General features: G+C 71.8%; 23 protein-coding genes and 1 riboswitch. Of the genes, 9 read left to right on the top strand and 14 right to left on the bottom strand.

Annotated features, from left to right (window positions below):
* Nucleotides 1–1,755, top strand: coding sequence for a succinate dehydrogenase flavoprotein subunit (gene sdhA, locus ACIQ6R_RS02005; RefSeq protein ID WP_404218108.1), 1,755 nt, complete (start codon nt 1–3; stop codon nt 1,753–1,755).
* Nucleotides 1,755–2,528, top strand: coding sequence for a succinate dehydrogenase iron-sulfur subunit (locus ACIQ6R_RS02000; protein ID WP_121748809.1), 774 nt, complete (start codon nt 1,755–1,757; stop codon nt 2,526–2,528). The genes sdhA and ACIQ6R_RS02000 overlap by 1 nt, the downstream gene beginning before the upstream one ends.
* 83 nt (nt 2,529–2,611) lie before the next feature.
* On the opposite strand, the gene ACIQ6R_RS01995 is transcribed toward ACIQ6R_RS02000, so the two are convergent.
* The 3 genes from ACIQ6R_RS01995 to ACIQ6R_RS01985 all read right to left on the bottom strand — a co-directional run bounded on the left by ACIQ6R_RS01995 (nt 2,612) and on the right by ACIQ6R_RS01985 (nt 4,034).
* Complete coding sequence (locus ACIQ6R_RS01995) at nt 2,612–2,878, bottom strand: TM2 domain-containing protein (protein WP_404169360.1); 267 nt, start codon at nt 2,876–2,878, stop codon at nt 2,612–2,614.
* 285 nt (nt 2,879–3,163) lie between these two features.
* Entirely contained in the window at nt 3,164–3,583 is a 420-nt protein-coding gene (locus tag ACIQ6R_RS01990) for a DUF2752 domain-containing protein (RefSeq protein ID WP_404218106.1), read from the bottom strand.
* On the bottom strand, nt 3,576–4,034 hold the full coding sequence (locus ACIQ6R_RS01985) for an NINE protein (protein ID WP_404218104.1): 459 nt from the start codon (nt 4,032–4,034) through the stop codon (nt 3,576–3,578). The genes ACIQ6R_RS01990 and ACIQ6R_RS01985 overlap by 8 nt, the downstream gene beginning before the upstream one ends.
* Nucleotides 4,035–4,202: 168 nt before the next feature.
* Between ACIQ6R_RS01985 and ACIQ6R_RS01980 the strand changes: the two genes are divergently transcribed.
* The 4 genes from ACIQ6R_RS01980 (at nt 4,203) to ACIQ6R_RS01965 (ending at nt 6,446) form a co-directional block, all read left to right on the top strand.
* On the top strand, nt 4,203–4,613 hold the full coding sequence (locus ACIQ6R_RS01980) for a VOC family protein (protein WP_121748806.1): 411 nt from the start codon (nt 4,203–4,205) through the stop codon (nt 4,611–4,613).
* Nucleotides 4,614–4,733: 120 nt separating this feature from the next.
* Complete coding sequence (locus tag ACIQ6R_RS01975; protein ID WP_404169351.1) at nt 4,734–5,141, top strand: hypothetical protein; 408 nt, start codon at nt 4,734–4,736, stop codon at nt 5,139–5,141.
* 4 nt (nt 5,142–5,145) lie between these two features.
* The gene (locus ACIQ6R_RS01970; RefSeq protein WP_404218102.1) at nt 5,146–5,682 is read left to right on the top strand and encodes a thiol-disulfide oxidoreductase DCC family protein; all 537 of its coding nucleotides are present in this window, start codon (nt 5,146–5,148) and stop codon (nt 5,680–5,682) included.
* An 11-nt stretch (nt 5,683–5,693) separates the two neighbouring features.
* Nucleotides 5,694–6,446 carry a TetR/AcrR family transcriptional regulator gene (locus ACIQ6R_RS01965; protein WP_404169345.1) on the top strand — a complete coding sequence of 251 codons (753 nt, stop codon included), beginning with the start codon at nt 5,694–5,696 and terminating at the stop codon, nt 6,444–6,446.
* Here ACIQ6R_RS01965 and ACIQ6R_RS01960 read toward each other — a convergent pair.
* Both ACIQ6R_RS01960 and ACIQ6R_RS01955 read right to left on the bottom strand, forming a co-directional pair.
* Complete coding sequence (locus ACIQ6R_RS01960; protein WP_404218100.1) at nt 6,443–7,840, bottom strand: metallophosphoesterase; 1,398 nt, start codon at nt 7,838–7,840, stop codon at nt 6,443–6,445. The genes ACIQ6R_RS01965 and ACIQ6R_RS01960 overlap by 4 nt on opposite strands.
* 18 nt (nt 7,841–7,858) lie before the next feature.
* Entirely contained in the window at nt 7,859–8,098 is a 240-nt protein-coding gene (locus tag ACIQ6R_RS01955; protein WP_404218098.1) for an SCO4848 family membrane protein, read from the bottom strand.
* 91 nt (nt 8,099–8,189) lie between these two features.
* Here ACIQ6R_RS01955 and ACIQ6R_RS01950 point away from each other — a divergent pair, with 91 nt between their 5' ends.
* A complete protein-coding gene (locus ACIQ6R_RS01950; RefSeq protein WP_404169339.1) occupies nt 8,190–9,482 on the top strand; it encodes a D-alanyl-D-alanine carboxypeptidase family protein in 1,293 nt (430 codons plus the stop codon).
* On the opposite strand, the gene ACIQ6R_RS01945 is transcribed toward ACIQ6R_RS01950, so the two are convergent.
* From ACIQ6R_RS01945 to ACIQ6R_RS01930, 4 genes are read right to left on the bottom strand one after another with little or no spacing between them, the layout of a single operon-like run.
* Nucleotides 9,430–10,371: a YihY/virulence factor BrkB family protein gene (locus ACIQ6R_RS01945; protein WP_404169336.1), complete on the bottom strand. Its 942-nt coding sequence runs from the start codon at nt 10,369–10,371 to the stop codon at nt 9,430–9,432. The two genes, ACIQ6R_RS01950 and ACIQ6R_RS01945, sit on opposite strands and share 53 nt — an antisense overlap.
* Nucleotides 10,359–10,844, bottom strand: coding sequence for a GtrA family protein (locus ACIQ6R_RS01940; protein WP_404169333.1), 486 nt, complete (start codon nt 10,842–10,844; stop codon nt 10,359–10,361). Before ACIQ6R_RS01940 ends, ACIQ6R_RS01945 begins: the two co-directional genes overlap by 13 nt.
* Nucleotides 10,838–11,788 (bottom strand): decaprenyl-phosphate phosphoribosyltransferase, encoded by a 951-nt coding sequence (locus ACIQ6R_RS01935; protein WP_404169330.1) that lies wholly within the window; start codon nt 11,786–11,788, stop codon nt 10,838–10,840. Before ACIQ6R_RS01935 ends, ACIQ6R_RS01940 begins: the two co-directional genes overlap by 7 nt.
* Complete coding sequence (locus ACIQ6R_RS01930; RefSeq protein WP_404169327.1) at nt 11,785–12,291, bottom strand: phosphatase PAP2 family protein; 507 nt, start codon at nt 12,289–12,291, stop codon at nt 11,785–11,787. The genes ACIQ6R_RS01935 and ACIQ6R_RS01930 overlap by 4 nt, the downstream gene beginning before the upstream one ends.
* Nucleotides 12,292–12,424: 133 nt before the next feature.
* Between ACIQ6R_RS01930 and ACIQ6R_RS01925 the strand changes: the two genes are divergently transcribed.
* Together ACIQ6R_RS01925 and ACIQ6R_RS01920 are read left to right on the top strand one after the other, a co-directional pair.
* Nucleotides 12,425–13,774 carry an FAD-binding protein gene (locus ACIQ6R_RS01925; RefSeq protein WP_404218096.1) on the top strand — a complete coding sequence of 450 codons (1,350 nt, stop codon included), beginning with the start codon at nt 12,425–12,427 and terminating at the stop codon, nt 13,772–13,774.
* 8 nt (nt 13,775–13,782) lie between these two features.
* Nucleotides 13,783–14,538 (top strand): decaprenylphospho-beta-D-erythro-pentofuranosid-2-ulose 2-reductase, encoded by a 756-nt coding sequence (locus ACIQ6R_RS01920; protein WP_404218094.1) that lies wholly within the window; start codon nt 13,783–13,785, stop codon nt 14,536–14,538.
* Between the two features lie 6 nt (nt 14,539–14,544).
* On the opposite strand, the gene ACIQ6R_RS01915 is transcribed toward ACIQ6R_RS01920, so the two are convergent.
* The 5 genes from ACIQ6R_RS01915 to ACIQ6R_RS01895 all read right to left on the bottom strand — a co-directional run bounded on the left by ACIQ6R_RS01915 (nt 14,545) and on the right by ACIQ6R_RS01895 (nt 19,613).
* The gene (locus ACIQ6R_RS01915; protein ID WP_404169318.1) at nt 14,545–15,123 is read right to left on the bottom strand and encodes a 2'-5' RNA ligase family protein; all 579 of its coding nucleotides are present in this window, start codon (nt 15,121–15,123) and stop codon (nt 14,545–14,547) included.
* 174 nt (nt 15,124–15,297) lie between these two features.
* Nucleotides 15,298–16,311: a tryptophan--tRNA ligase gene (trpS, locus tag ACIQ6R_RS01910; protein WP_404169315.1), complete on the bottom strand. Its 1,014-nt coding sequence runs from the start codon at nt 16,309–16,311 to the stop codon at nt 15,298–15,300.
* 125 nt (nt 16,312–16,436) lie between these two features.
* Entirely contained in the window at nt 16,437–17,882 is a 1,446-nt protein-coding gene (locus ACIQ6R_RS01905; RefSeq protein WP_404218092.1) for a glycine hydroxymethyltransferase, read from the bottom strand.
* 29 nt (nt 17,883–17,911) lie between these two features.
* Nucleotides 17,912–17,998, bottom strand: a riboswitch (ZMP/ZTP riboswitch).
* Between the two features lie 59 nt (nt 17,999–18,057).
* Entirely contained in the window at nt 18,058–19,242 is a 1,185-nt protein-coding gene (locus ACIQ6R_RS01900) for a glutathionylspermidine synthase family protein (RefSeq protein WP_404218090.1), read from the bottom strand.
* Nucleotides 19,243–19,250: 8 nt separating this feature from the next.
* Complete coding sequence (locus tag ACIQ6R_RS01895) at nt 19,251–19,613, bottom strand: hypothetical protein (RefSeq protein ID WP_404218088.1); 363 nt, start codon at nt 19,611–19,613, stop codon at nt 19,251–19,253.
* Between the last annotated feature and the right edge of the window lie 77 nt (nt 19,614–19,690).

Below are 19,690 nucleotides of genomic sequence, written 5' to 3'. Positions count from 1 at the left end.
ATGAAGGTACACAAGTACGACACCGTCATCGTCGGCGCCGGTGGCGCCGGCATGCGCGCGGCCATCGAGTCGACGAAGCGCAGCCGCACCGCCGTGCTGACGAAGCTCTACCCCACCCGCTCCCACACGGGCGCCGCGCAGGGCGGCATGGCCGCCGCGCTGGCCAACGTGGAGGAGGACAACTGGGAGTGGCACACCTTCGACACGGTCAAGGGCGGTGACTACCTGGTCGACCAGGACGCCGCCGAGATCCTGGCGAAGGAGGCCATCGACTCGGTCCTCGACCTGGAGAAGATGGGCCTGCCGTTCAACCGGACGCCGAACGGCACGATCGACCAGCGCCGCTTCGGCGGGCACTCCCGCAACCACGGTGAGGCTCCGGTCCGCCGGTCCTGCTACGCGGCCGACCGCACCGGTCACATGATCCTCCAGACGCTGTACCAGAACTGCGTCAAGGAGGGCGTGGAGTTCTTCAACGAGTTCTACGTCCTGGACCAGCTGATCAGCGAGGTCGACGGCGTCAAGAAGTCCGCCGGTGTGGTGGCCTACGAGCTGGCGACCGGCGAGATCCACGTCTTCCAGGCGAAGTCCGTGATCTACGCGTCCGGCGGCACCGGCAAGTTCTTCAAGGTGACGTCCAACGCGCACACGCTGACCGGTGACGGCCAGGCCGCCGTGTACCGGCGCGGGCTGCCGCTGGAGGACATGGAGTTCTTCCAGTTCCACCCGACCGGCATCTGGCGCATGGGCATCCTGCTGACGGAGGGCGCCCGCGGTGAGGGCGGCATCCTCCGCAACAAGGACGGCGAGCGCTTCATGGAGAAGTACGCGCCGGTCATGAAGGACCTCGCCTCCCGCGACGTCGTCTCCCGCTCCATCTACACGGAGATCCGCGAGGGCCGCGGCTGCGGTCCCGAGGGCGACCACGTCTACCTGGACCTCACCCACCTCCCGCCGGAGCAGCTGGACGCCAAGCTGCCCGACATCACGGAGTTCGCGCGGACCTACCTCGGCATCGAGCCCTACACGGACCCGATCCCGATCCAGCCCACCGCCCACTACGCGATGGGCGGCATCCCGACCAACGTCGAGGGTGAGGTCCTCCTGGACAACACCACCGTCGTCCCGGGTCTGTACGCGGCCGGCGAGGTGGCCTGCGTGTCCGTGCACGGCGCCAACCGCCTGGGCACCAACTCGCTGCTGGACATCAACGTCTTCGGCAAGCGGGCCGGCATCGCCGCCGCGGAGTACGCCCAGAAGGCGGACTTCGTCGAGCTGCCCGAGGACCCGGAGTCCCTGGTCGTCGAGCAGATCGAGCGGCTGCGCTCCTCCACCGGCACCGAGCGGGTGGCGACGCTCCGCCGCGAGCTGCAGGAGACCATGGACGCCAACGTCATGGTGTTCCGCACCGAGCAGACGATCAAGACGGCCGTCGAGAAGCTCGCCGAGCTGCGCGCCCGCTACAAGAACGTGGCGATCCAGGACAAGGGCCGGCGCTTCAACACCGACCTGCTGGAGGCCGTCGAGCTGGGCAACCTGCTCGACCTGGCGGAGGTCATGGCGGTGTCCGCGCTCGCCCGCAAGGAGTCGCGCGGCGGTCACTACCGCGAGGACTTCCCCAACCGCGACGACGTCAACTTCATGCGCCACACCATGGCGTACCGCGAGGTGGGCGACGACGGCACCGAGTCCATCCGGCTCGACTACAAGCCGGTCGTCCAGACCCGCTACCAGCCGATGGAGCGTAAGTACTGATGGCTACCCCTGTCATGGAGAAGAGCGACAAGGCCCCCGAGCCGGGCTTCGCCGACTCCCCCTACATCACGGTCACCTTCCGCGTCCGCCGGTTCAACCCGGAGGTCTCGGCCGAGGCGACCTGGGAAGACTTCCAGCTGGAGATCGACCCCAAGGAGCGTGTCCTCGACGCGCTGCACAAGATCAAGTGGGACCTGGACGGAAGCCTGACCTTCCGCCGTTCCTGCGCGCACGGCATCTGCGGGTCGGACGCCATGCGGATCAACGGCAAGAACCGGCTCGCCTGCAAGACGCTGATCAAGGACATCAACCCCGAGAAGCCGATCACGGTCGAGGCCATCAAGGGCCTGACGGTCCTCAAGGACCTGGTCGTCGACATGGAGCCGTTCTTCCAGGCGTACCGGGACGTGATGCCCTTCCTGATCACGAAGGACACCAACGAGCCGACGCGTGAGCGCCTCCAGACGGCCGAGGACCGCGAGCGCTTCGACGACACGACGAAGTGCATCCTGTGCGCCGCCTGCACGTCCTCGTGCCCGGTGTTCTGGAACGACGGGCAGTACTTCGGCCCGGCGGCCATCGTCAACGCGCACCGCTTCATCTTCGACTCGCGCGACGAGGCCGGCGAGCAGCGGCTGGAGATCCTGAACGACCGCGACGGCGTCTGGCGCTGCCGCACGACCTTCAACTGCACGGACGCCTGCCCGCGCGGTATCGAGGTCACCAAGGCGATCGCGGAGGTGAAGCGGGCGCTGATCACGCGCCGCTTCTGACCCGCGCGCCGACACGTACGACCGAGGGCCCCGATCGATGCGATCGGGGCCCTCGGTCGTTACCGCGAGGCGGTGAGGCGGCGTCAGCCGCGCAGCACCCGGCCCTCCTTGTCGGTGCGGTCGTTGCTGACCAGGAAGATGATGCCGTCGATCAGCGCCCAGAAGCCCAGGCCACCGCAGGTGAGCAGCTGGGCGACGCCGACGCCGACCGAGCCGACGTAGAAGCGGCCGATGCCCAGGGTGCCCAGGAAGAGCTGGAGGACGCCGGCGACGATCTTCGACTTGTCGGAGTACGGGCGGCCCTGCGGGTCGAAGCCGAAGGGAGCGGCGGGGTTCGGGGGGACGGTCACGGTGGTGCTCCTGGGGAGAAGTGGAAACGGGCCGGGACGGAATGCCCGGCGGCCCAGGAAGGAACACCGCTGATCGCACACTGACCGTGCACGGCGGCCCACGCACCTGCGCGGCCGTCCCCCCTGTGCGTAGGGAGCATAGAGAGGCGGATGGGGCTGGTGGGAGTGGATTCGATCGAACGTTCCCATTCCGTGATCATTCGATCGGCATCATCGGCGCACCACGGCGCACCCCTGCTCGCGGTGCGGCTCGCGGCGGCTCGGGACGGCACGCACCCGAGCGCCTCAGACGAGGTTGCGAACGACCGTCCAGGCCACCGCCGTCAGCAGGATCAGGGCCTGGGCCCACGGGGCGATCCGGGGCCGGTAGAAGCGGCCGCGCAGGCCCTCCGCCGTCCAGCGGCCCCACAGCGCCAGAGCGAGCGGCGCGGCGAGCAGCAGGGCGCGGTTGTCCAGCCAGGCGGCGGCGAAGTGACCGTGCATCAGGTCGTACACCATGCGCGTGCCGCCGCAGGCCGGGCACAGCAGACCGGTGACGTACCGGAAGGGGCACCGGGGCAGGAGGTGGCCGGGCTCGTGCGGGTCGGTGAACCACAGGTAGCCGGCGCCCGCGGCGCCCGCGACGAGCACCGCGAGGGGTGCCGCCGCGGGATGCCACGGCGGGCGCCGCCTCTCGGACGGCGCGGAACGCGCCGCGTCAGCCACGCAGGATCCGCCCCTGGGCGTCCGTGCGGTCGTTGCTGACGAGGTACATGATGCCGTCGATCAGCGCCCAGAAACCGAGCCCGCCGCAGGTGAACAGCTGGGCTATGCCGATGCCGACGGAACCGGTGTAGAAGCGGCCGATGCCGAAACCGCCGAGGAAGAGCTGGAGTACACCGGCGACGATCTTCGACTTGTCGGAGTACGGGCGCCCGTAGGGGTCGTAGCCGTAGGGCGCGCCGGGGTCACCGGCGTAGTACCCGGGCGCCTGCTGGTACCCGGGGGCCTGCTGGTACCCGGGGGCCTGGTAGCCGCCGGGGGGCGGCTGGTAGCCGGGCTGCTGGTGGCCACCGTGCGGGTAGCCGTAGGGACCGGCCTGGCCGGCCGCGCCGGGACCCTGGTTCGGGTAGCCGTAACCGGGCGGCTGGGACGGCTGCTGCGGCTGCTCGCTCACGCTGGTGTCACTCCTGGAAGGTACGGGAAACTGCTGGTCATACTGTAGGACTCGGCGGACGAAGAGAAGTCGGGCCCCGGGAGGGCCGTCCGCCCGGGCGGGTGACCCCGCCACCGCCCCGCCCGCCGGTTCCGTCCGCTTCACGCCGCACCCACCTAATCTGACGTCATGTCAGATCATGAGTCGTACGAACTGCTCGGGTTCGACAACGTGCTGCTGCCCGTCGGTGACCTCGGTGCGGCCGTCGACTTCTACGAGCGGGCCGGCTTCCCGGTCGCCTTCCGGCTCGACGAGGCCGGGATCGCACTGCTCAAGGCCGGGGGCGAGACGCCGGGCATCCTCCTGCGGGCGGAGGAGGAGTTCGGGCAGCGCCCTCCGCTGTGGCCGTCCGCGCGGGTGTGGCTGGAGGTGGCGGACGCCCGCACGGCGGCCCGGGCGCTGCGCGACGCCGGAGTGGCACCGCTGGACGAACCCTTCTCCGTCGCCACCGGCTGGACCGTCGAGTTCGCCGACCCGTGGGGCAACGTCATCGGACTCACGGACTACTCCAAGCGTCCGGAGCTCGGCCGCCGGCCGTAGCCGGGTGACGCGGGTGACGCGGGTGACGCGGACCACTGCTCCCGCGAGTTGAACACGTTCAAAAGCAGGTCTACAGTCACTCCTGTCAGCGTTTTGAACGCGTTCAAGAAGGGGTGGGGCATGGACCGCACCGTCATCGCCTACGTCATCTACCTGCTGGTCAGCATCGGCCTGACCATCTGGGTGGCCCGCACGCTCAGCCGCAACGGCCGGGTCTTCCTCGCCGACGTGCTGCACGGCAACGAGAAGCTCGCCGAAGCCGTCAACCACCTCCTGGTGGTCGGCTTCTACCTCGTCAACCTCGGCTTCGTCGCCCTCTACCTGAGCGGCGACGAGACCATCGCCGACACCCGCGGGATCTTCGAGGCCCTGTCGACCAAGCTGGGCGTCGTGCTGCTGGTGCTCGGCGTGATGCACCTGGGCAACGTGTACGTGCTCAACCGGATCCGGCGGCGCGGGATGATGGAGCGGGAGCAGGTGCCCCCGGTCCCGCCGCAGGGCTGGGTGGCCCCGACGGCCGGGGCCTGAGCCGATGGCGTCCGCTCCCGCGACGGCCGGCGCCCCCGTGCGCCGGCTCACCGTCCTCTACGACGCCGAGTGCTCCCTGTGCACCCACGTACGGGACTGGCTGCTGCGGCAGCCGCGGCTGGTGCCGCTGGAGTCGGTCCCGGCCGGGTCGGACGAGGCGCGCCGGCGGTTTCCCGGCCTCGACCACTCCGTCACCCTTGACGAGGTCACCGTCGTCGGGGACGCCGGGCAGGTCTTCCGGGGCGCCGCCGCCTGGATCGTCGTCCTGTGGGCGCTGCGCGAGCACCGCGCGCTGGCCCACCGGCTCAGCACGCCCACCGGGGCGTGGCTGGCCCGGGGAGCCGTCCTGGCCGCCGCCAAGTGGCGGGGCGGGCAGCGGCGATGGGACGGCAACGGATACCGCCGGGCCGACATTGACGGGGGCGGCGCGAAGCGCCTCGGTGAGGGGCGGTGGTCGGGTGTCGGGTGGGCCTACGAACCGGACCGCGGCTGGATCCACATCGGGCCCGGCTGCGACGACGGCACCTGCGCCACTCGTTAGGCTCTCGTCCTGTGCCTGCGAAGAACGACGGCCCCGACGACGGAGCCCCCCTCAGCAAGTCCGAGCAGACCCGCGCGCTGATCCTGGAGACGGCCATGCGGCTGTTCCAGGAACGCGGCTACGACCGGACGACCATGCGGGCCATCGCCCAGGAGGCCGGGGTCTCCGTCGGCAACGCGTACTACTACTTCGCCGGCAAGGAGCACCTGATCCAGGGCTTCTACGACCGGATCGCCGCCGAGCACCAGGCGGCGGTCCGGGAGGTCCTGGCCCGGGAGACCGACCTGGAGGCACGGCTGGCGGGCGTGCTGAAGGTCTGGCTGGACATCGCGACGCCGTACCACGAGTTCGCGGTGCAGTTCTTCAAGAACGCGGCCGACCCGGACAGCCCGCTCAGCCCCTTCTCCCCGGAGTCGGAGCACGCGCGCGTGGAGGCCATCAGCGTCCACCGCTCGGTGCTGGCCGGCACGAGGACCAAGGTGCCCGCGGAACTGCGGGACATCCTGCCCGAGTTGATGTGGCTCTCCCAGATGGGCCTGGTCCTGTACTGGATCTTCGACCGCACGGAGGGGCGCGAGCGCAGCTACCGCCTCGCCGAACGCGGCGCCCGCCTCACCGCGCGGGGCGTCGCCCTGGCCCGCTTCCGGGTGCTGCGCCCGCTGGTGCGCGAGGTGCACGAACTGTTCACGGACTTCCTGCCCGGGATGACCAAGGCCCTCCCGGACCCGGCGAAGAAGGCGGCGCCCTCCGAGGACGCGCCTTAGGCCTGTAGGGAGGCCAGCTCGATCACCGTGACGTCCGACTCCGCCCCCACGCGCGTGGGCGGGCCCCAGGCGCCCGCGCCGCGGCTGACGTAGAGCTGGGTGTCGCCGTAGCGTTCCAGGCCCGCCAGCGTCGGGTTGGCGGCACCCGCGACGAGATTGCCGGGCCAGAGCTGGCCGCCGTGGGTGTGGCCGGAGAGCTGGAGGTCGACGCCGTGGTCGACGGCGTCGTGGATCTGCACCGGCTGGTGGGCCAGGAGCACGCACGCGCGGGCCCGGTCCCGGTCGCCGAGGGCCTTGGCGTAGTCGGGGCCCTGGCCCTCGTCCTCGCCCGCCACGTCGTTGACGCCGGCCAGGTCGAAGTGGGGCAGCTCGGTGCGGGCGTTCTCCAGCGGGATCAGGCCGAGCCGCCGTACCTCGGCGACCCACTGCTCGGCGCCGGAGAAGTACTCGTGGTTGCCGGTGACGAAGTACGCGCCGTGCCGGGCCTTCAGCTGGGCCAGCGGGGCCGCGGCCGGGCCGAGGTCCTTCACGCTGCCGTCCACCAGGTCGCCGACCACGGCGATGAGGTCGGGCTGCGTGGAGTTGATGGTGTCGACGACCTTCTGCGCGAAGCCCCGGCCGAGCACCGGGCCGAGGTGGACGTCGCTGACCACGGCGATGCGGAAACCGTGCGCCGCGCGCGGGAGCTTGGCGAGCGGGACGGTGACCCGCTTCACCGTCGGGCCGTTCAGCACGCCGTACGTCCCGTAGCCGACCGTTCCGACGGCCGCCGCGGCGGCGGCACCGGCGACGACGCGGGAGACGAAGAGGCGGCGGGAGGGGAGGGCGAGAGGGCTCTCGGGCGGACCGCCGGCCGTGGAGCCGGGGGCCGGCGCCCCAGGTGTCTCGGGTGCGTCGGGTGCGTCGGGTACGTCGGGTACGTCGGATGTCCCGGATGCCCTGGGGGCCCCGGGAGGCTCGGTTGCCTCGGGGGTCTCAGTCGTCCTGGGCGGTGCCGTCCCGGCCGGTATGCGCGTCGTGTCCGCCGCCGCCGGGGACCTCAGCGGCTCCGGCTCCGGCCGCCGCGCGGCCGCCCGCCGCTCCAGGAACCGTCGCAGCAGGGGGCGTACGACCTCGCCGGCCAGCACCGCCAGCAGCAGGTAGATCGACAGCGCCAGCCACAGGAAGCCCGGCCAGGCCAGGACCTGCTGGAGCCGGAAGGGGGCACCCGCGCGCTCGGCGACCAGCGCGCCGACGGCCAGCGCCCAGCCCCCCGCGACCACCACCGCGCCGATACGGCGCACGGGACCGGGGCCCCGGGTCGTGTCACGGAACAGGCGCCGCCACAGGTACCAGTTGGACGCCACGAGGACGCTCACCACTGCCAGCGCGACAAGCGCGAAGACGACCACCATGCCGTCGTATCCCCTCAGTTATGACGTTCGGCGCAGTGCGCGCAGTCCACGCAACCCGATGACCCCGACGACCGTCCCCAATACGAAGGACACGACGGCGAGCAGCAGGTGCACCCAGAAGTACGCCGTGGGGTCGCCGTCCTCGAAAGCGAGCCCGCTGCCGTCCTTGGCCAGGTTTTTGACGAAAGTGATCCAGATGATCCAGCTCCACACCCCGAAAGCGAGCAGGAACCAGGAGACGGGGCGGCTGAGCTTCATGGTTTCAGTATCGCCGCACGGTGTCCGGATCCGTGCGCGGGGTCGGGAGGGGGGTGTGAAGGCGTCGCTCCCGGGAGGTACGTTCTCGCTCGTGCCCGCACCCAAGAAGGCCGTCAGGCGATCCCTGACGGTCACCTCCGCCGCCCTGACCGCTCTCGCTCTCCTCTCGCCCACCGCGCTCGCCGCCCCGAGCCCTTCGGCGAGTGCCTCGGCGAGCCCGTCGGCCACCCCGCCCGCGTCGATGTCGACCGTGGGCGGCGCGCGGCTCGGGAAGCCCGGGACGCAGGTGGATCTGGCGGGCGGGGCGCCCGTGCTGCCGAAGGACCTCACCGCCCGTTCGTGGATCGTGGCCGACGCCGAGTCCGGCGACGTCCTCGCCGCGCACAACGCGCACTGGCGGCTGGCCCCGGCGAGCACGCTGAAGATGCTGTTCGCCGACACCCTGCTGCCGAAGTGGCCGAAGACGACCCAGCACAAGGTGGCCCCCTCGGACCTCGCGGGCATCGGCGCCGGCTCCAGCATGGTCGGCATCAAGGAGGAGGAGACGTACACCGTCCACGACCTGTGGCTCGGTGTCTTCCTGCGCTCCGGCAACGACGCCGTGCACGTGCTGTCGGCGATGAACGGCGGTGTCGACGAGACCGTCAAGGACATGAACGAGCACGCCGAGGAGCTGCAGGCCCTCGACACGACCGTCGTCAGCCCCGACGGCTACGACGCGCCGAAGCAGGTCTCCTCGGCGTACGACCTGACGCTGTTCGCCCGTTCGGGGCTGCAGAAGAAGGACTTCCGCGAGTACGCCTCGACGGTCAGCGCGAAGTTCCCGGGCGAGACGAAGAAGAACAAGAAGGGCAAGACGTCCCGCAAGCCCTTCGAGATCCAGAACACCAACCGGCTGCTCGCCGGCGACTCGGACGTCGGCGTCTACCCGGGCATCGCGGGCGTGAAGAACGGCTACACCACCAACGCGGGCTACACCTTCACGGGCGTCGCCGAGCAGGGCGGCAAGGTACTGCTCGTCACGGTGATGAACCCGGAGAAGGACGAGCACAACGAGGTCTACAAGGAGACCGCCCGTCTCTTCGACTGGGGCTTCAAGGCGGCCGGCAAGGTGCAGCCGGTGGGTGAGCTGGTGCCGCCGAGGAGTGCCGCCCAGGAGAGCCCGCAGCCTGGTTCGAGCTCCTCCGGGGAGGCCGGCGGCACCGGGAAGGGCGCGGCGGGCACGCAGCCGGTGGCGGCCGCCCCGGCCGCGGACGGCGCCGGCGGCATCGGGGTCGCGGCCGGCATCACCGGCGGGCTGCTGGTCCTGCTCGCGGGCGGCGCGTTCCTGATCAACCGGAAGTGGCCGCTGCCGGACCTGGTCCGTCGCCGGACGCGCCCGTGACGCCCGGTTCGTCGGCCTCCTCGGCACTCTCCACTTCCTCCGCCTTGCTTCCCGTCGCCGTCCAGGAGGCGCTGAACAGCACCAGCTTCGAGGTGAAGTTGATCCACAGCAGCAGGGCGACGGGGACGCCGAAGGCGCCGTACATGCTCTTCGCGGCGACGCCCTGCATGTAGCCGCTCAGCAACAGCTTCAGCAGCTCGAAGCCGATCGCGCCGATCAGTGCCGCCACCACCAGGCGGCGGCGCGCGGGCTGGACGCCGGGGAGCAGGGTCAGCACGTACAGCAGCAGGAGGAAGTCGGCGAGTACGGCGACGACGAACGCGGCGACGTAGAGCAGCACCCCGCCGAAGCCGCCCTCGGCGATGCCCAGCTGCCGGATGATCCAGCCGACCAGCGCCGAGGCGACGGTGGAGATGGCGACGGTGACCAGGAGCGCGCCGCCGAGCCCGACGAGGACGCCCGCGTCCTTGGCCCGGTGCAGGACGGGGTTCTCCTCCTCGTCGGGCAGCTCCCACACGGCACGCAGGCAGCCCCGGGTGGCGTCGACCCAGCCGATGCCGGTGAACAGCAGCAGGGCGCCGGCGATGAGGCCGACGGTGCCGGCGTTGTCGATGAGGCTCTGGATGTTGAGCTGGTCGGAGATGCCGGGGATCTGCTCGGCGATCTTGTCCTGGAGCTGGTCCTGCTGGTCCTTGGTGAGCGTGGCGGCGGCGATGGCGGCGGCCAGGCTGAGCAGCGGGAAGAGCGCGACGAAGCTGGTGAAGGTCATGGCGGCGGCGAGCCGCGTCCACTTCACCCGGTCCAGCCGCTCGTACGAACGCCACGCGTGCGTGGTCATCAGCCGCGCCAGCCACGGCCCGACCACGGGGAGCTTCTTCAGCCAGTCCATGATCCGACTCTGCCCCCGCTCGCCTGGGTCCATGATCCCGTCGTGCCACCGGTTCCCGCCCCGGTACGGAAGACCAGTGTCCTTGTGCCCCAGAAACGCAGGATGGTGGCCAGGACCATGCCGATTCCCGCGCCGGAGACCGTGTCGGCGCGCTGTGAGGTGAGACCGAGGCCGTAGTGGCTGACGGCCAGGCACAGCAGCTGTACGGCGGCACCGGCGGCGTTCACCGCGAAGAACAGGGCGTACGGGCGCAGGCCCCGCGGGCGGGTGTGCCGGTAGGTGCCGAGCGCGTTGCCCGCGTAGGCGACCGAGCAGCCGGCGACGAAGGACAGGGCTTTGGCGGTGAGCGGGTCGGCTCCGGCCGGGCCGCGGAGCCAGATGAAGAGGCCGAGGTCGACGGCGTAGGCGAGGAGGCCGGTGGTGGCGAAACCCAGCAGTTCGCGCCGGGCGCCCGCCGGATGGCCGCCTACCAATTGGCCACCGCCAGGCCGTACATCGCCACCCACACCACGCCGATCAGCGCGAGCGCCCGGTCGCGCAGGACCACGTCCTCGGGTTCGCCCGCGGTGCCGCGGTCGGCGAAGACGGCGTAGCGCAGGACGGCGAGGATGAAGGCGACCATGGACAGCTGGCGCCAGGGCAGCACGCTGGTGTGCGGAACGCCGCCCTCCTCCATGGCCCACAGGCAGTAGCCGAGGACGGCGACGCCGGCCGCGAGCTGCCAGACGAAGCGGAGGTAGCCGGTGGTGTACTCGGTGAGCAACGCGCGTGTCGCACCCGCCTTCCCGGCCATCTGGACCGCTTCGGAGTAGCGCTTGGCGGAGACCATGAACAGCGCGCCGAAGCCGGTCGTGATGAGGAACCAGCGGGACAGGGGGATGCCGAGCGCGAGTCCGCCGATCATCGCCCGCATCAGGAAGCCGGTGGTGACGACGGCGAGGTCGACGACCAGGACGTGCTTGAGGCTGATGCAGTACGCCAGTTGCATGGCGAGGTAGGCGGTCAGCAGGGCCGCGACGGCGGGCGGGCAGAGCCAGGCCGCGACGACGGGCGCGAGGACGCCCAGGGCGCCCCCGACGGCGTAGGCGACCGGAACCGGGACCTGTCCGGCGGCGACCGGGCGGTGCCGCTTGACCGGGTGGGCGCGGTCGGCCTCGGCGTCGCGGGCGTCGTTGACGAGGTAGACGGCGGCGGCGCAGGCGGTGAACAGGACGAAGACCAGGGCGAGCCGGCTCAGGGTGTGCCAGGAGAGCAGTTCGCCGGCCGCGGCCGGAGCCGCGACGACCAGGACGTTTTTGATCCACTGGCGGGGGCGCGCGGTCCGCAGCAGGCCCGCCGGGATGCCCGCCCTGCGGGACGGCGCGGGTTCCTGCTGCTGTTCGGGGGTGCGTTGCCGCAGGACGGCGGTGTCAGTCACGGGGTGCCTCCGCGCATCCAGTCGGTGCCGAGCCGGGCCGTGAGCGCGCCCAGGGCGGCGCCCGCCGCGATGTCGGAGGGGTAGTGGACGCCGACGACCAGCCGGGAGACGCACACCGCGGCGGCGAGCGGCCAGGCGGCGTGGACGCCGAGCGCGCCGAAGGCCACGGCGGCCGCCGCGGCCGAGGTGGCGTGGGAGCTGGGGAAGGAGTGCCGGCCGGCGGTGCGCACCAGGGGTACGACGTGCGCGGGGCGGGGACGGCGCACGACCCGCTTCACGCCCATGCTGGCGAGGTGGGCGCCCGCGGTGAGCGCGGTGCCGCGCAGCCAGGCCGCGCGCCGGGTGCCGTCCACGGCGGCTCCGGCGAGGCCCGCCGCGAGCCACAGCGCTCCGTGCTCCCCGGCCCAGGACAGGGCGCGCGCGGCACCGGCCACGCGCGGGTCCGTGCCGCGGGCTCTGAGCGCCGTGACGATCCGGTGGTCCATGTCGTCGAGGTCGTCCATGTGGACTCACTGTTCACGCCGACCGCGCGGGAAGTCCGGCAATATCGAGCGACATACCATTAATCACCCGTTTCGGGGACCACTGAGATGTTCTGGGACTAATCGTTCACATGAGGGCGATACGGTCACCGCCATGTCTGCCGACACCGTTCCCGTCACCGGCTGGGGCCGCACGGCGCCCACCGTCGCCCGCGTGATCCGCCCGCGCACGTTCCAGGAGGCCGCCGACGCCGTCCGCGACTGCGGCGTCCGCGGCGGCATCCCGCGGGGCCTGGGGCGGGCGTACGGGGACGCGGCGCAGAACGCCGGCGGCGACGTGCTCGACATGACGGCCCTGGACCGCGTCCACGCCATCGACGTCGACGGCGGCACCGTGCTGTGCGACGCGGGCGTCTCCCTGCACCGGCTGATGGAGGTGCTGCTGCCGCTCGGCTGGTTCGTGCCGGTGACCCCCGGCACCCGGTACGTGACGGTCGGCGGGGCGATCGGCGCCGACATCCACGGCAAGAACCACCACGTGTCCGGCTCCTTCTCCCGGCACGTGCTCTCCTTCGAGCTGCTCACCGCCGACGGCCGGGTCCGCACCGTGGACCGGGGCACGCCGCTGTTCGACGCGACCGCCGGCGGCATGGGCCTGACCGGGGTGATCCTCACCGCGACCGTGCGGCTCCAGCCGGTCGAGACGTCACTGATGTCGGTCGACACCGAGCGCGCCGACGACCTCGACGACCTCATGGCCCGCCTGACGGCCACCGACCACCGCTACCGGTACTCGGTCGCCTGGATCGACCTGCTGGCCCGCGGCGCGGCGACCGGCCGGGCGGTGCTCACCCGGGGCGACCACGCGCCGCTGGACGCGCTGCCCGACCGGGCCCGGCGCGAGCCGCTGGCCTTCCGCACCTCCCGCCTCCCGGCCGCCCCCGACCTGGTCCCCGCGGGCCTGCTCAGCCGGACCACGGTCGGGCTCTTCAACGAGCTCTGGTACCGCAAGGCCCCCCGGACGCGCAGGGGCGAACTCCAGCGGATCTCCGCCTTCTTCCACCCCCTGGACGGCGTCCCGCACTGGAACCGGATCTACGGCCGCGACGGCTTCGTGCAGTACCAGTTCGTCGTCGGCCACGGCCAGGAGGACGCCCTGCGCCGGGTCGTGGGACGCATCTCCGCCCAGCGCTGCCCGTCGTTCCTGGCCGTCCTCAAGCGCTTCGGGGAGGCCGATCCGGGCTGGCTCTCCTTCCCCGTGCCCGGCTGGACCCTCGCCCTGGACATCCCGGCGGGCCTCCCGGGGCTCGGCACCTTCCTCGACGGCCTCGACGAGGAGGTCGCGAAGGCCGGCGGCCGGGTCTACCTCGCCAAGGACTCCCGGCTGCGGCCGGAGCTGCTCGCCGCGATGTACCCGCGCCTGGACGACTTCCGCGCGCTGCGCGCGGAGCTGGACCCGCGCGGGGTCTTCACCTCCGATCTCTCCCGCCGACTCACCCTCTAGGAGCTGTCGTGAAGGACGCCTTCGGCCTCCCCCAGTCCCTGCTCGTCCTCGGCGGTACGTCCGAGATCGCGCTCGCCACCGCGCGCCGGCTGGTCGCCCGCCGCACCCGCACCGTGTGGCTGGCCGGCCGCCCCTCCCCCGCCCTGGACGCGGCGGCCGGGCAGCTGCGCGGCCTCGGCGCCGAGGTGCGCACCGTCGCCTTCGACGCGCTCGACCCCGAGTCCCACGAGGCGGCGCTCGGCAAGGTCTTCGCCGAGGGCGACATCGACCTGGTGCTGCTGGCCTTCGGCGTCCTGGGCGACCAGGCGCACGACGAGCGGGAGCCGCTGAACGCCGTGCGGGTCGCGCAGACCAACTACACCGGCGCGGTCTCGGCCGGGCTGGTCAGCGCCCGCGCGCTCCAGGCGCAGGGCCACGGCTCCCTGGTGGTGCTCTCCTCCGTGGCCGGCGAGCGGGCCCGCCGCGCCAACTTCATCTACGGCTCCAGCAAGGCCGGCCTGGACGCCTTCGCGCAGGGCCTCGGCGACGCGCTGCACGGCACGGGCGTGCACGTCATGGTCGTACGCCCCGGGTTCGTGCGGTCGCGGATGACCGCCGGACTGGAGGAGGCGCCGCTCGCCACGACGCCCGAGGCGGTCGCCGCGGCCATCGAACTGGGGCTGCGGCGGCGTTCGGAGACGGTGTGGGTGCCGGGCGCGCTGCGCGTGGTGATGTCGGCGCTGCGGCATCTGCCGCGGGCGGTCTTCCGGCGGCTGCCGGTCTGAGGGGGCCTACCTGGCGGGCAGGGAGCCGCTCTCCACGCGTCCGGCCTGCGGGGGCACCGTCGCGCTGCCGAAGGGGAACTCGCGCAGCTTGCGCCACACTCCGTCGGCGCCCTGCTCGTAGAGCGCGAAGCCGGTGCAGGGCCACTGGGCCTCGTAGTCGGACAGCTCCTCGAAGGCGCGGTCCATGGCCGCTTCCTCGATGCCGTGCGCCACGGTGACGTGCGGGTGGTACGGGAACTGCAGTTCGCGCGGCACCGGCCCGGAGGTGTCGCGGACCCGCTTCTGCAGCCAGGAGCAGGCCGCGGCGCCCTCGACCACCTGGACGAAGACCACCGGCGACAGCGGGCGGAAGGTCCCGGTGCCCGACAGCCGCATCGGGAAGGGCCGGCCGCGCGCCGCCACCTCCGCCAGGTGCGCCTCGATCGCGGGCAGCGCGGCGCCGTCGACCTCGGTCGGCGGCAGCAGGGTGACGTGCGTGGGGATACCGTGAGCAGCGGCGTCGCCGAAGCCCGCGCGCAGCTGCTGGAGCTTGCTGCCGTGAGGCTCCGGGACCGCGATCGACACGCCGATCGTTACGGTCCCCACGTCGTCTCCTGTCGTTACGTGTCACTCGGTGTATGTCGCGGTGTCGGACACCCGGATATCGACTGTACGGCCACGACCGTGCCCGGGGCAGGCGCAACCGGAGTGATGTGCAGCGCTACGGCGGCGTGCCGGGGCGCGAGCGGTGCTGCGACGGTGGTCGGGGCGGTGCCCCGGTCAGTGCTTGGCGGGGAGCAGGCCCAGCATGTCGTACGCCCGGGCGAGGGTCTCCGCGGCGACGGCCCGTGCCTTCTCCGCGCCCTTGGCCAGGATCGCGTCGAGGGTCTCCGGGTCGTCCAGGTACTGCTGGGTGCGCTCCCGGAAGGGCGTGACGAACTCCACCACGACCTCGGCGAGGTCCGTCTTCAGCGCGCCGTAGCCCTTGCCCTCGTACTTCTGCTCGAGTTCCGGGATCTCCGCACCGGTGAGGGTGGAGTAGATCGAGAGCAGGTTGCTGACGCCGGGCTTGTGCTCGCGGTCGAAGCGGATCACGGTGTCGGTGTCCGTGACGGCGCTCTTCACCTTCTTCGCCGTGGCCTTCGGCTCGTCGAGCAGGTTGATCAGGCCCTTGGGGGTGGCCGCCGACTTGCTCATCTTGGCGGTCGGGTCCTGCAGGTCGTAGATCTTCGCCGTCTCCTTGAGGATGTACGCGGAGGGGACGGTGAAGGCCTCGCCGAAGCGGCCGTTGAAGCGCTCGGCCAGGTCGCGGGTCAGCTCGATGTGCTGGCGCTGGTCCTCGCCGACGGGCACCTGGTCGGCCTGGTAGAGCAGGATGTCCGCGACCTGGAGGACCGGGTACGTGAACAGGCCGACGGAGGCGCGGTCGGCGCCCTGCTTCGCGGACTTGTCCTTGAACTGGGTCATGCGGCTCGCCTCGCCGAAGCCGGTGAGGCAGTTCATGATCCAGGCGAGCTGGGCGTGCTCGGGGACGTGGCTCTGGACGAAGAGCGTGCAGCGGTCCGGGTCGAGTCCGGCCGCCAGCAGCTGGGCCGCGGCGAGCCGGGTGTTGGCGCGCAGCTCCTTCGGGTCCTGCGGGACCGTGATCGCGTGCAGGTCGACGACCATGTAGAACGCGTCGTGGGACTCCTGCAGGGCCACCCACTGGCGGACGGCGCCGAGGTAGTTGCCGAGGTGGAACGAGCCTGCGGTGGGCTGGATCCCGGAGAGCACACGAGGTCGGTCATTCGCCATGCGCACCATTCTCTCAGAGAGCTCGGGTGGTGCTGTCGCGGGGAACCGCGGGCCGTTCGGGGCTGGTCGCGCCCGCGCGGCGGTAGCCGCATGTCGACACAGCCCCGCGCCCCTTACGGGGCGCTTCAGCCCAGGTCGATCTCCGGGTAGAGCGGGAAACCCGCCACCAGGTCCGTCGCGCGGCGGGAGATCTCGTCCGCGATCTTGGCGTCGAGCACGTGCGCGGCCTTCGAGGGGGCGCCCGACTTGGTGGTGCCCGGCTCGGTGGTGGTCAGGACGCGGTCGATCAGGCCCGCGACCTCGTCCAGCTCGGCCGTGCCCAGGCCGCGGGTGGTGAGCGCCGGGGTGCCGACGCGGATGCCGGAGGTGTACCACGCGCCGTTCGGGTCGGCCGGGATGGCGTTGCGGTTGGTGACGATGCCGGAGTCGAGGAGGGCGGCCTCGGCCTGGCGGCCGGTGAGGCCGTAGGAGGACGCCACGTCGATCAGGTTGAGGTGGTTGTCCGTGCCGCCCGTCACCAGGGTGGCGCCGCGCCGCATCAGGCCCTCCGCGAGCGCGCGGGCGTTGTCGACGATGCGCTGGGCGTAGTCCTGGAACGCGGGCTGCCGGGCCTCGGCGAGGGCGACGGCCTTGGCGGCCATGACGTGCGGGAGCGGGCCGCCGAGGACCATCGGGCAGCCGCGGTCGACCTGGTCCTTGAGGGAGTCGTCGCACAGGACCATGCCGCCGCGCGGGCCGCGCAGCGACTTGTGGGTGGTCGTCGTGACGATCTGGGCGTGCGGGACCGGGTCGAAGTCGCCGGTGAGGACCTTGCCCGCGACCAGGCCCGCGAAGTGCGCCATGTCGACCATGAGGGTCGCGCCGACCTCGTCGGCGATCTCGCGCATGATCCGGAAGTTCACCAGCCGGGGGTAGGCGGAGTAGCCGGCGACGATGATCAGCGGCTTGAACTCGCGGGCCGAGGCGCGCAGGGCCTCGTAGTCGATCAGGCCGGTCGCCGGGTCGGTGCCGTAGGAGCGCTGGTCGAACATCTTGCCGCTGATGTTGGGGCGGAAACCGTGGGTGAGGTGGCCGCCGGCGTCCAGGGACATGCCGAGCATGCGCTGGTTGCCGAAGGCCGCTCGCAGCTCGGCCCAGTCGGCGTCGGTCAGGTCGTTGACCTGGCGGACGCCGGTCTTCTCCAGGAAGGGCACCTCGACGCGGGCGCCGAGGACGGCCCAGAAGGCGACGAGGTTGGCGTCGATGCCGGAGTGCGGCTGGACGTAGGCGTGGCGGGCGCCGAAGAGTTCCCTCGCGTGCTCGGCGGCGAGGGACTCGACGGTGTCGACGTTGCGGCAGCCGGCGTAGAAGCGGCGGCCGACGGTGCCCTCGGCGTACTTGTCGCTGAACCAGTTGCCCATGGTCAGGAGGGTGGCCGGGGAGGCGTAGTTCTCCGAGGCGATCAGCTTGAGCATCTCGCGCTGGTCGGCGACCTCCTGGCCGATGGCGTCGGCGACGCGGGGCTCGACCGTGCGGATGACGTCGAGCGCGGCTCGGTAGGCGACGGACTCGGGGGTGAGATCTGCGGGCATGGGGACCTCCGGACGGTGTGGTCGGCGTTCGGGTCGGCCCAGGCGCACGGCACTCGTCGTTCGAGCCGCTCCCCGATGGTCGGTCCCATCCCAGCGCGCCAGTCACGGCCCACGGGCAGCCTACCGGGCGGCACGGAGTGCCGGGCCGCGGCGTCCACCATGCGAGCGACGGTCCTCAGAGGATCACGTGGGGCAGGAAGCGGGCGTATTCGTCCGTCACCAGGCCGCTCGACTCCCTGATGCCCAGGCCCGCCGACTCGTTCTCCACCACCCACGCGCCCAGGACGACGCGGTTGCCGTCGAAGTCGGGCAGCGGGGCCAGCTCCTGGTAGCAGCAGAGGCCGGTGCGCGGGGGCGCTTCCGTGCCGGGGCGGTGGATGGTGACGCCGGCGCCCTCCCGGCCCAGCAGGGGCTTGGCGACGTAGCCGGTGGTGCGGGCCAGTTCGCGCGGGCCGTCCAGGTAGGCGGGGAGGAGGTTGGGGTGGTCCGGGTACAGCTCCCAGAGGATCGCCAGCAGCGCCTTGTTGCTGAGCAGCATCTTCCAGGCGGGCTCGATCCACAGGGTGGTGCCGGTGCCGCCGCCGTTGTCGAGGGTGTCCAGGACGTGGCCGGCGAAGCGGTCGGTGGTGAGCCACTCCCAGGGGTAGAGCTTGAAGACGCTGCGGATGAAGCGGAGCCTGCCGTCGACGAAGCGGCCTGACAGGCGGTCCCAGCCGATCTCCTCCATGGAGATCCACTCGGTCTCCAGGCCGGCCTGCTCGGCGGTCTCCTTCAGGTAGGCGACCGTCATCAGGTCCTCGCCCAGTTCGTCGGCCTCGGAGTTCGCGAAGTACAGCGGGCTGCCGGGCGGGAGGAGGGCGGCCTGCTTCTTCCAGGCGTCGACGAGGCGCTCGTGGAGGCTGTTCCACTGGTCGGCGCCGGGGAAGCTCTCCTCCATCCAGAACCACTGCGGGGACGCGGCCTCGACGAGGGAGGTCGGCGTGTCCGCGTTGTACTCCAGGAGCTTGGCGGGCCCGGTGCCGTCGTAGCGCAGGTCGAAGCGGGCGTAGACGGAGGGGAGTTCGGCCCGGCGGTGCCAGGCCTCGGTGACGGCCCGGACCACCCGCGGGTCGGTGATGCCGAGGTCGGCGAAGCGGCCGTCGGTGACGATGTGCTCGGCCGCCGCCAGGCACATGCGGTGGAGTTCCTCGACGACCTCCTCCAGCGCCTCGACCTCCGGGAGGGAGAAGACGTAGTAGCCGCTCTCGTCCCAGTAGGGGCGCAGGGAGCCGTCGGGGTGGCGGGTGAGGGGGTAGACGCACCCCTGCTCCTCCACCGTCTGCTGCCAGCCGGGACGCGGCTCGGTGGTACGGCGTTCCACGGTCGGCCTCAGCCGCCGCCGCTGCCGGAGCCGGAGCAGCCGAAGCCGCCGCGGTCGACGGCCTCGTCGCGGCTGAAGGTGCCGTAGTCGGCCCGGCCGTTGCTGACGTCGGCGTCGTAGTACCAGTCGGCGTCGGGCACCTTCGACGAGCCGGACCTCTTCTTGCCGCCCTTGCCGTACGAACCGCCGGACGAGCCCGACTTGCAGTTCTTGTCGGCGACGACTTTGTAGCCGTTGACGTAGTCGTAGCTGTCGCGGTCCACGCAGCGGCGGTCGGGGTCCGATCCGCACGCGCTCAGGGCCGCCGCGAGCACTCCCATGCCGCCGAGCACCACCGTGCTCGACCGCAGCCGTCGCCGGGTCTCCGCCATTTCCTTGTCTCCCCGTTGTCCGCGCAGGTGTACGGCAGTTGGGCCGGTCGAGTGTACGGCCCGTGCCGCGGGTGGAC

It is taken from the genome of Streptomyces sp. NPDC096048 (assembly GCF_044763415.1).
Taxonomy (GTDB): domain Bacteria; phylum Actinomycetota; class Actinomycetes; order Streptomycetales; family Streptomycetaceae; genus Streptomyces.
The sequence above is the reverse complement of the archived record's forward strand: the minus strand, read 5'-3'. Positions and strand labels throughout refer to the sequence as shown.

Excerpts from the sequence above, each read along its gene's own strand:
- ACIQ6R_RS01970 (WP_404218102.1), top strand. The coding sequence starts at position 5,146 with ATGGCGTCCGCTCCCGCGACGGCCGGCGCCCCCGTGCGCCGGCTCACC.
- ACIQ6R_RS01975 (WP_404169351.1), top strand. The coding sequence starts at position 4,734 with ATGGACCGCACCGTCATCGCCTACGTCATCTACCTGCTGGTCAGCATC.
- ACIQ6R_RS01895 (WP_404218088.1), bottom strand. The coding sequence starts at position 19,613 with ATGGCGGAGACCCGGCGACGGCTGCGGTCGAGCACGGTGGTGCTCGGC.
- ACIQ6R_RS02000 (WP_121748809.1), top strand. The coding sequence starts at position 1,755 with ATGGCTACCCCTGTCATGGAGAAGAGCGACAAGGCCCCCGAGCCGGGC.
- trpS (WP_404169315.1), bottom strand. The coding sequence starts at position 16,311 with ATGGCGAATGACCGACCTCGTGTGCTCTCCGGGATCCAGCCCACCGCA.
- ACIQ6R_RS01960 (WP_404218100.1), bottom strand. The coding sequence starts at position 7,840 with ATGGTGGTCGTCTTCGCGCTTGTCGCGCTGGCAGTGGTGAGCGTCCTC.
- ACIQ6R_RS01925 (WP_404218096.1), top strand. The coding sequence starts at position 12,425 with ATGTCTGCCGACACCGTTCCCGTCACCGGCTGGGGCCGCACGGCGCCC.
- ACIQ6R_RS01945 (WP_404169336.1), bottom strand. The coding sequence starts at position 10,371 with ATGGACTGGCTGAAGAAGCTCCCCGTGGTCGGGCCGTGGCTGGCGCGG.
- ACIQ6R_RS01930 (WP_404169327.1), bottom strand. The coding sequence starts at position 12,291 with ATGGACGACCTCGACGACATGGACCACCGGATCGTCACGGCGCTCAGA.
- sdhA (WP_404218108.1), top strand. The coding sequence starts at position 1 with ATGAAGGTACACAAGTACGACACCGTCATCGTCGGCGCCGGTGGCGCC.
- ACIQ6R_RS01905 (WP_404218092.1), bottom strand. The coding sequence starts at position 17,882 with ATGCCCGCAGATCTCACCCCCGAGTCCGTCGCCTACCGAGCCGCGCTC.
- ACIQ6R_RS01980 (WP_121748806.1), top strand. The coding sequence starts at position 4,203 with ATGTCAGATCATGAGTCGTACGAACTGCTCGGGTTCGACAACGTGCTG.
- ACIQ6R_RS01955 (WP_404218098.1), bottom strand. The coding sequence starts at position 8,098 with ATGAAGCTCAGCCGCCCCGTCTCCTGGTTCCTGCTCGCTTTCGGGGTG.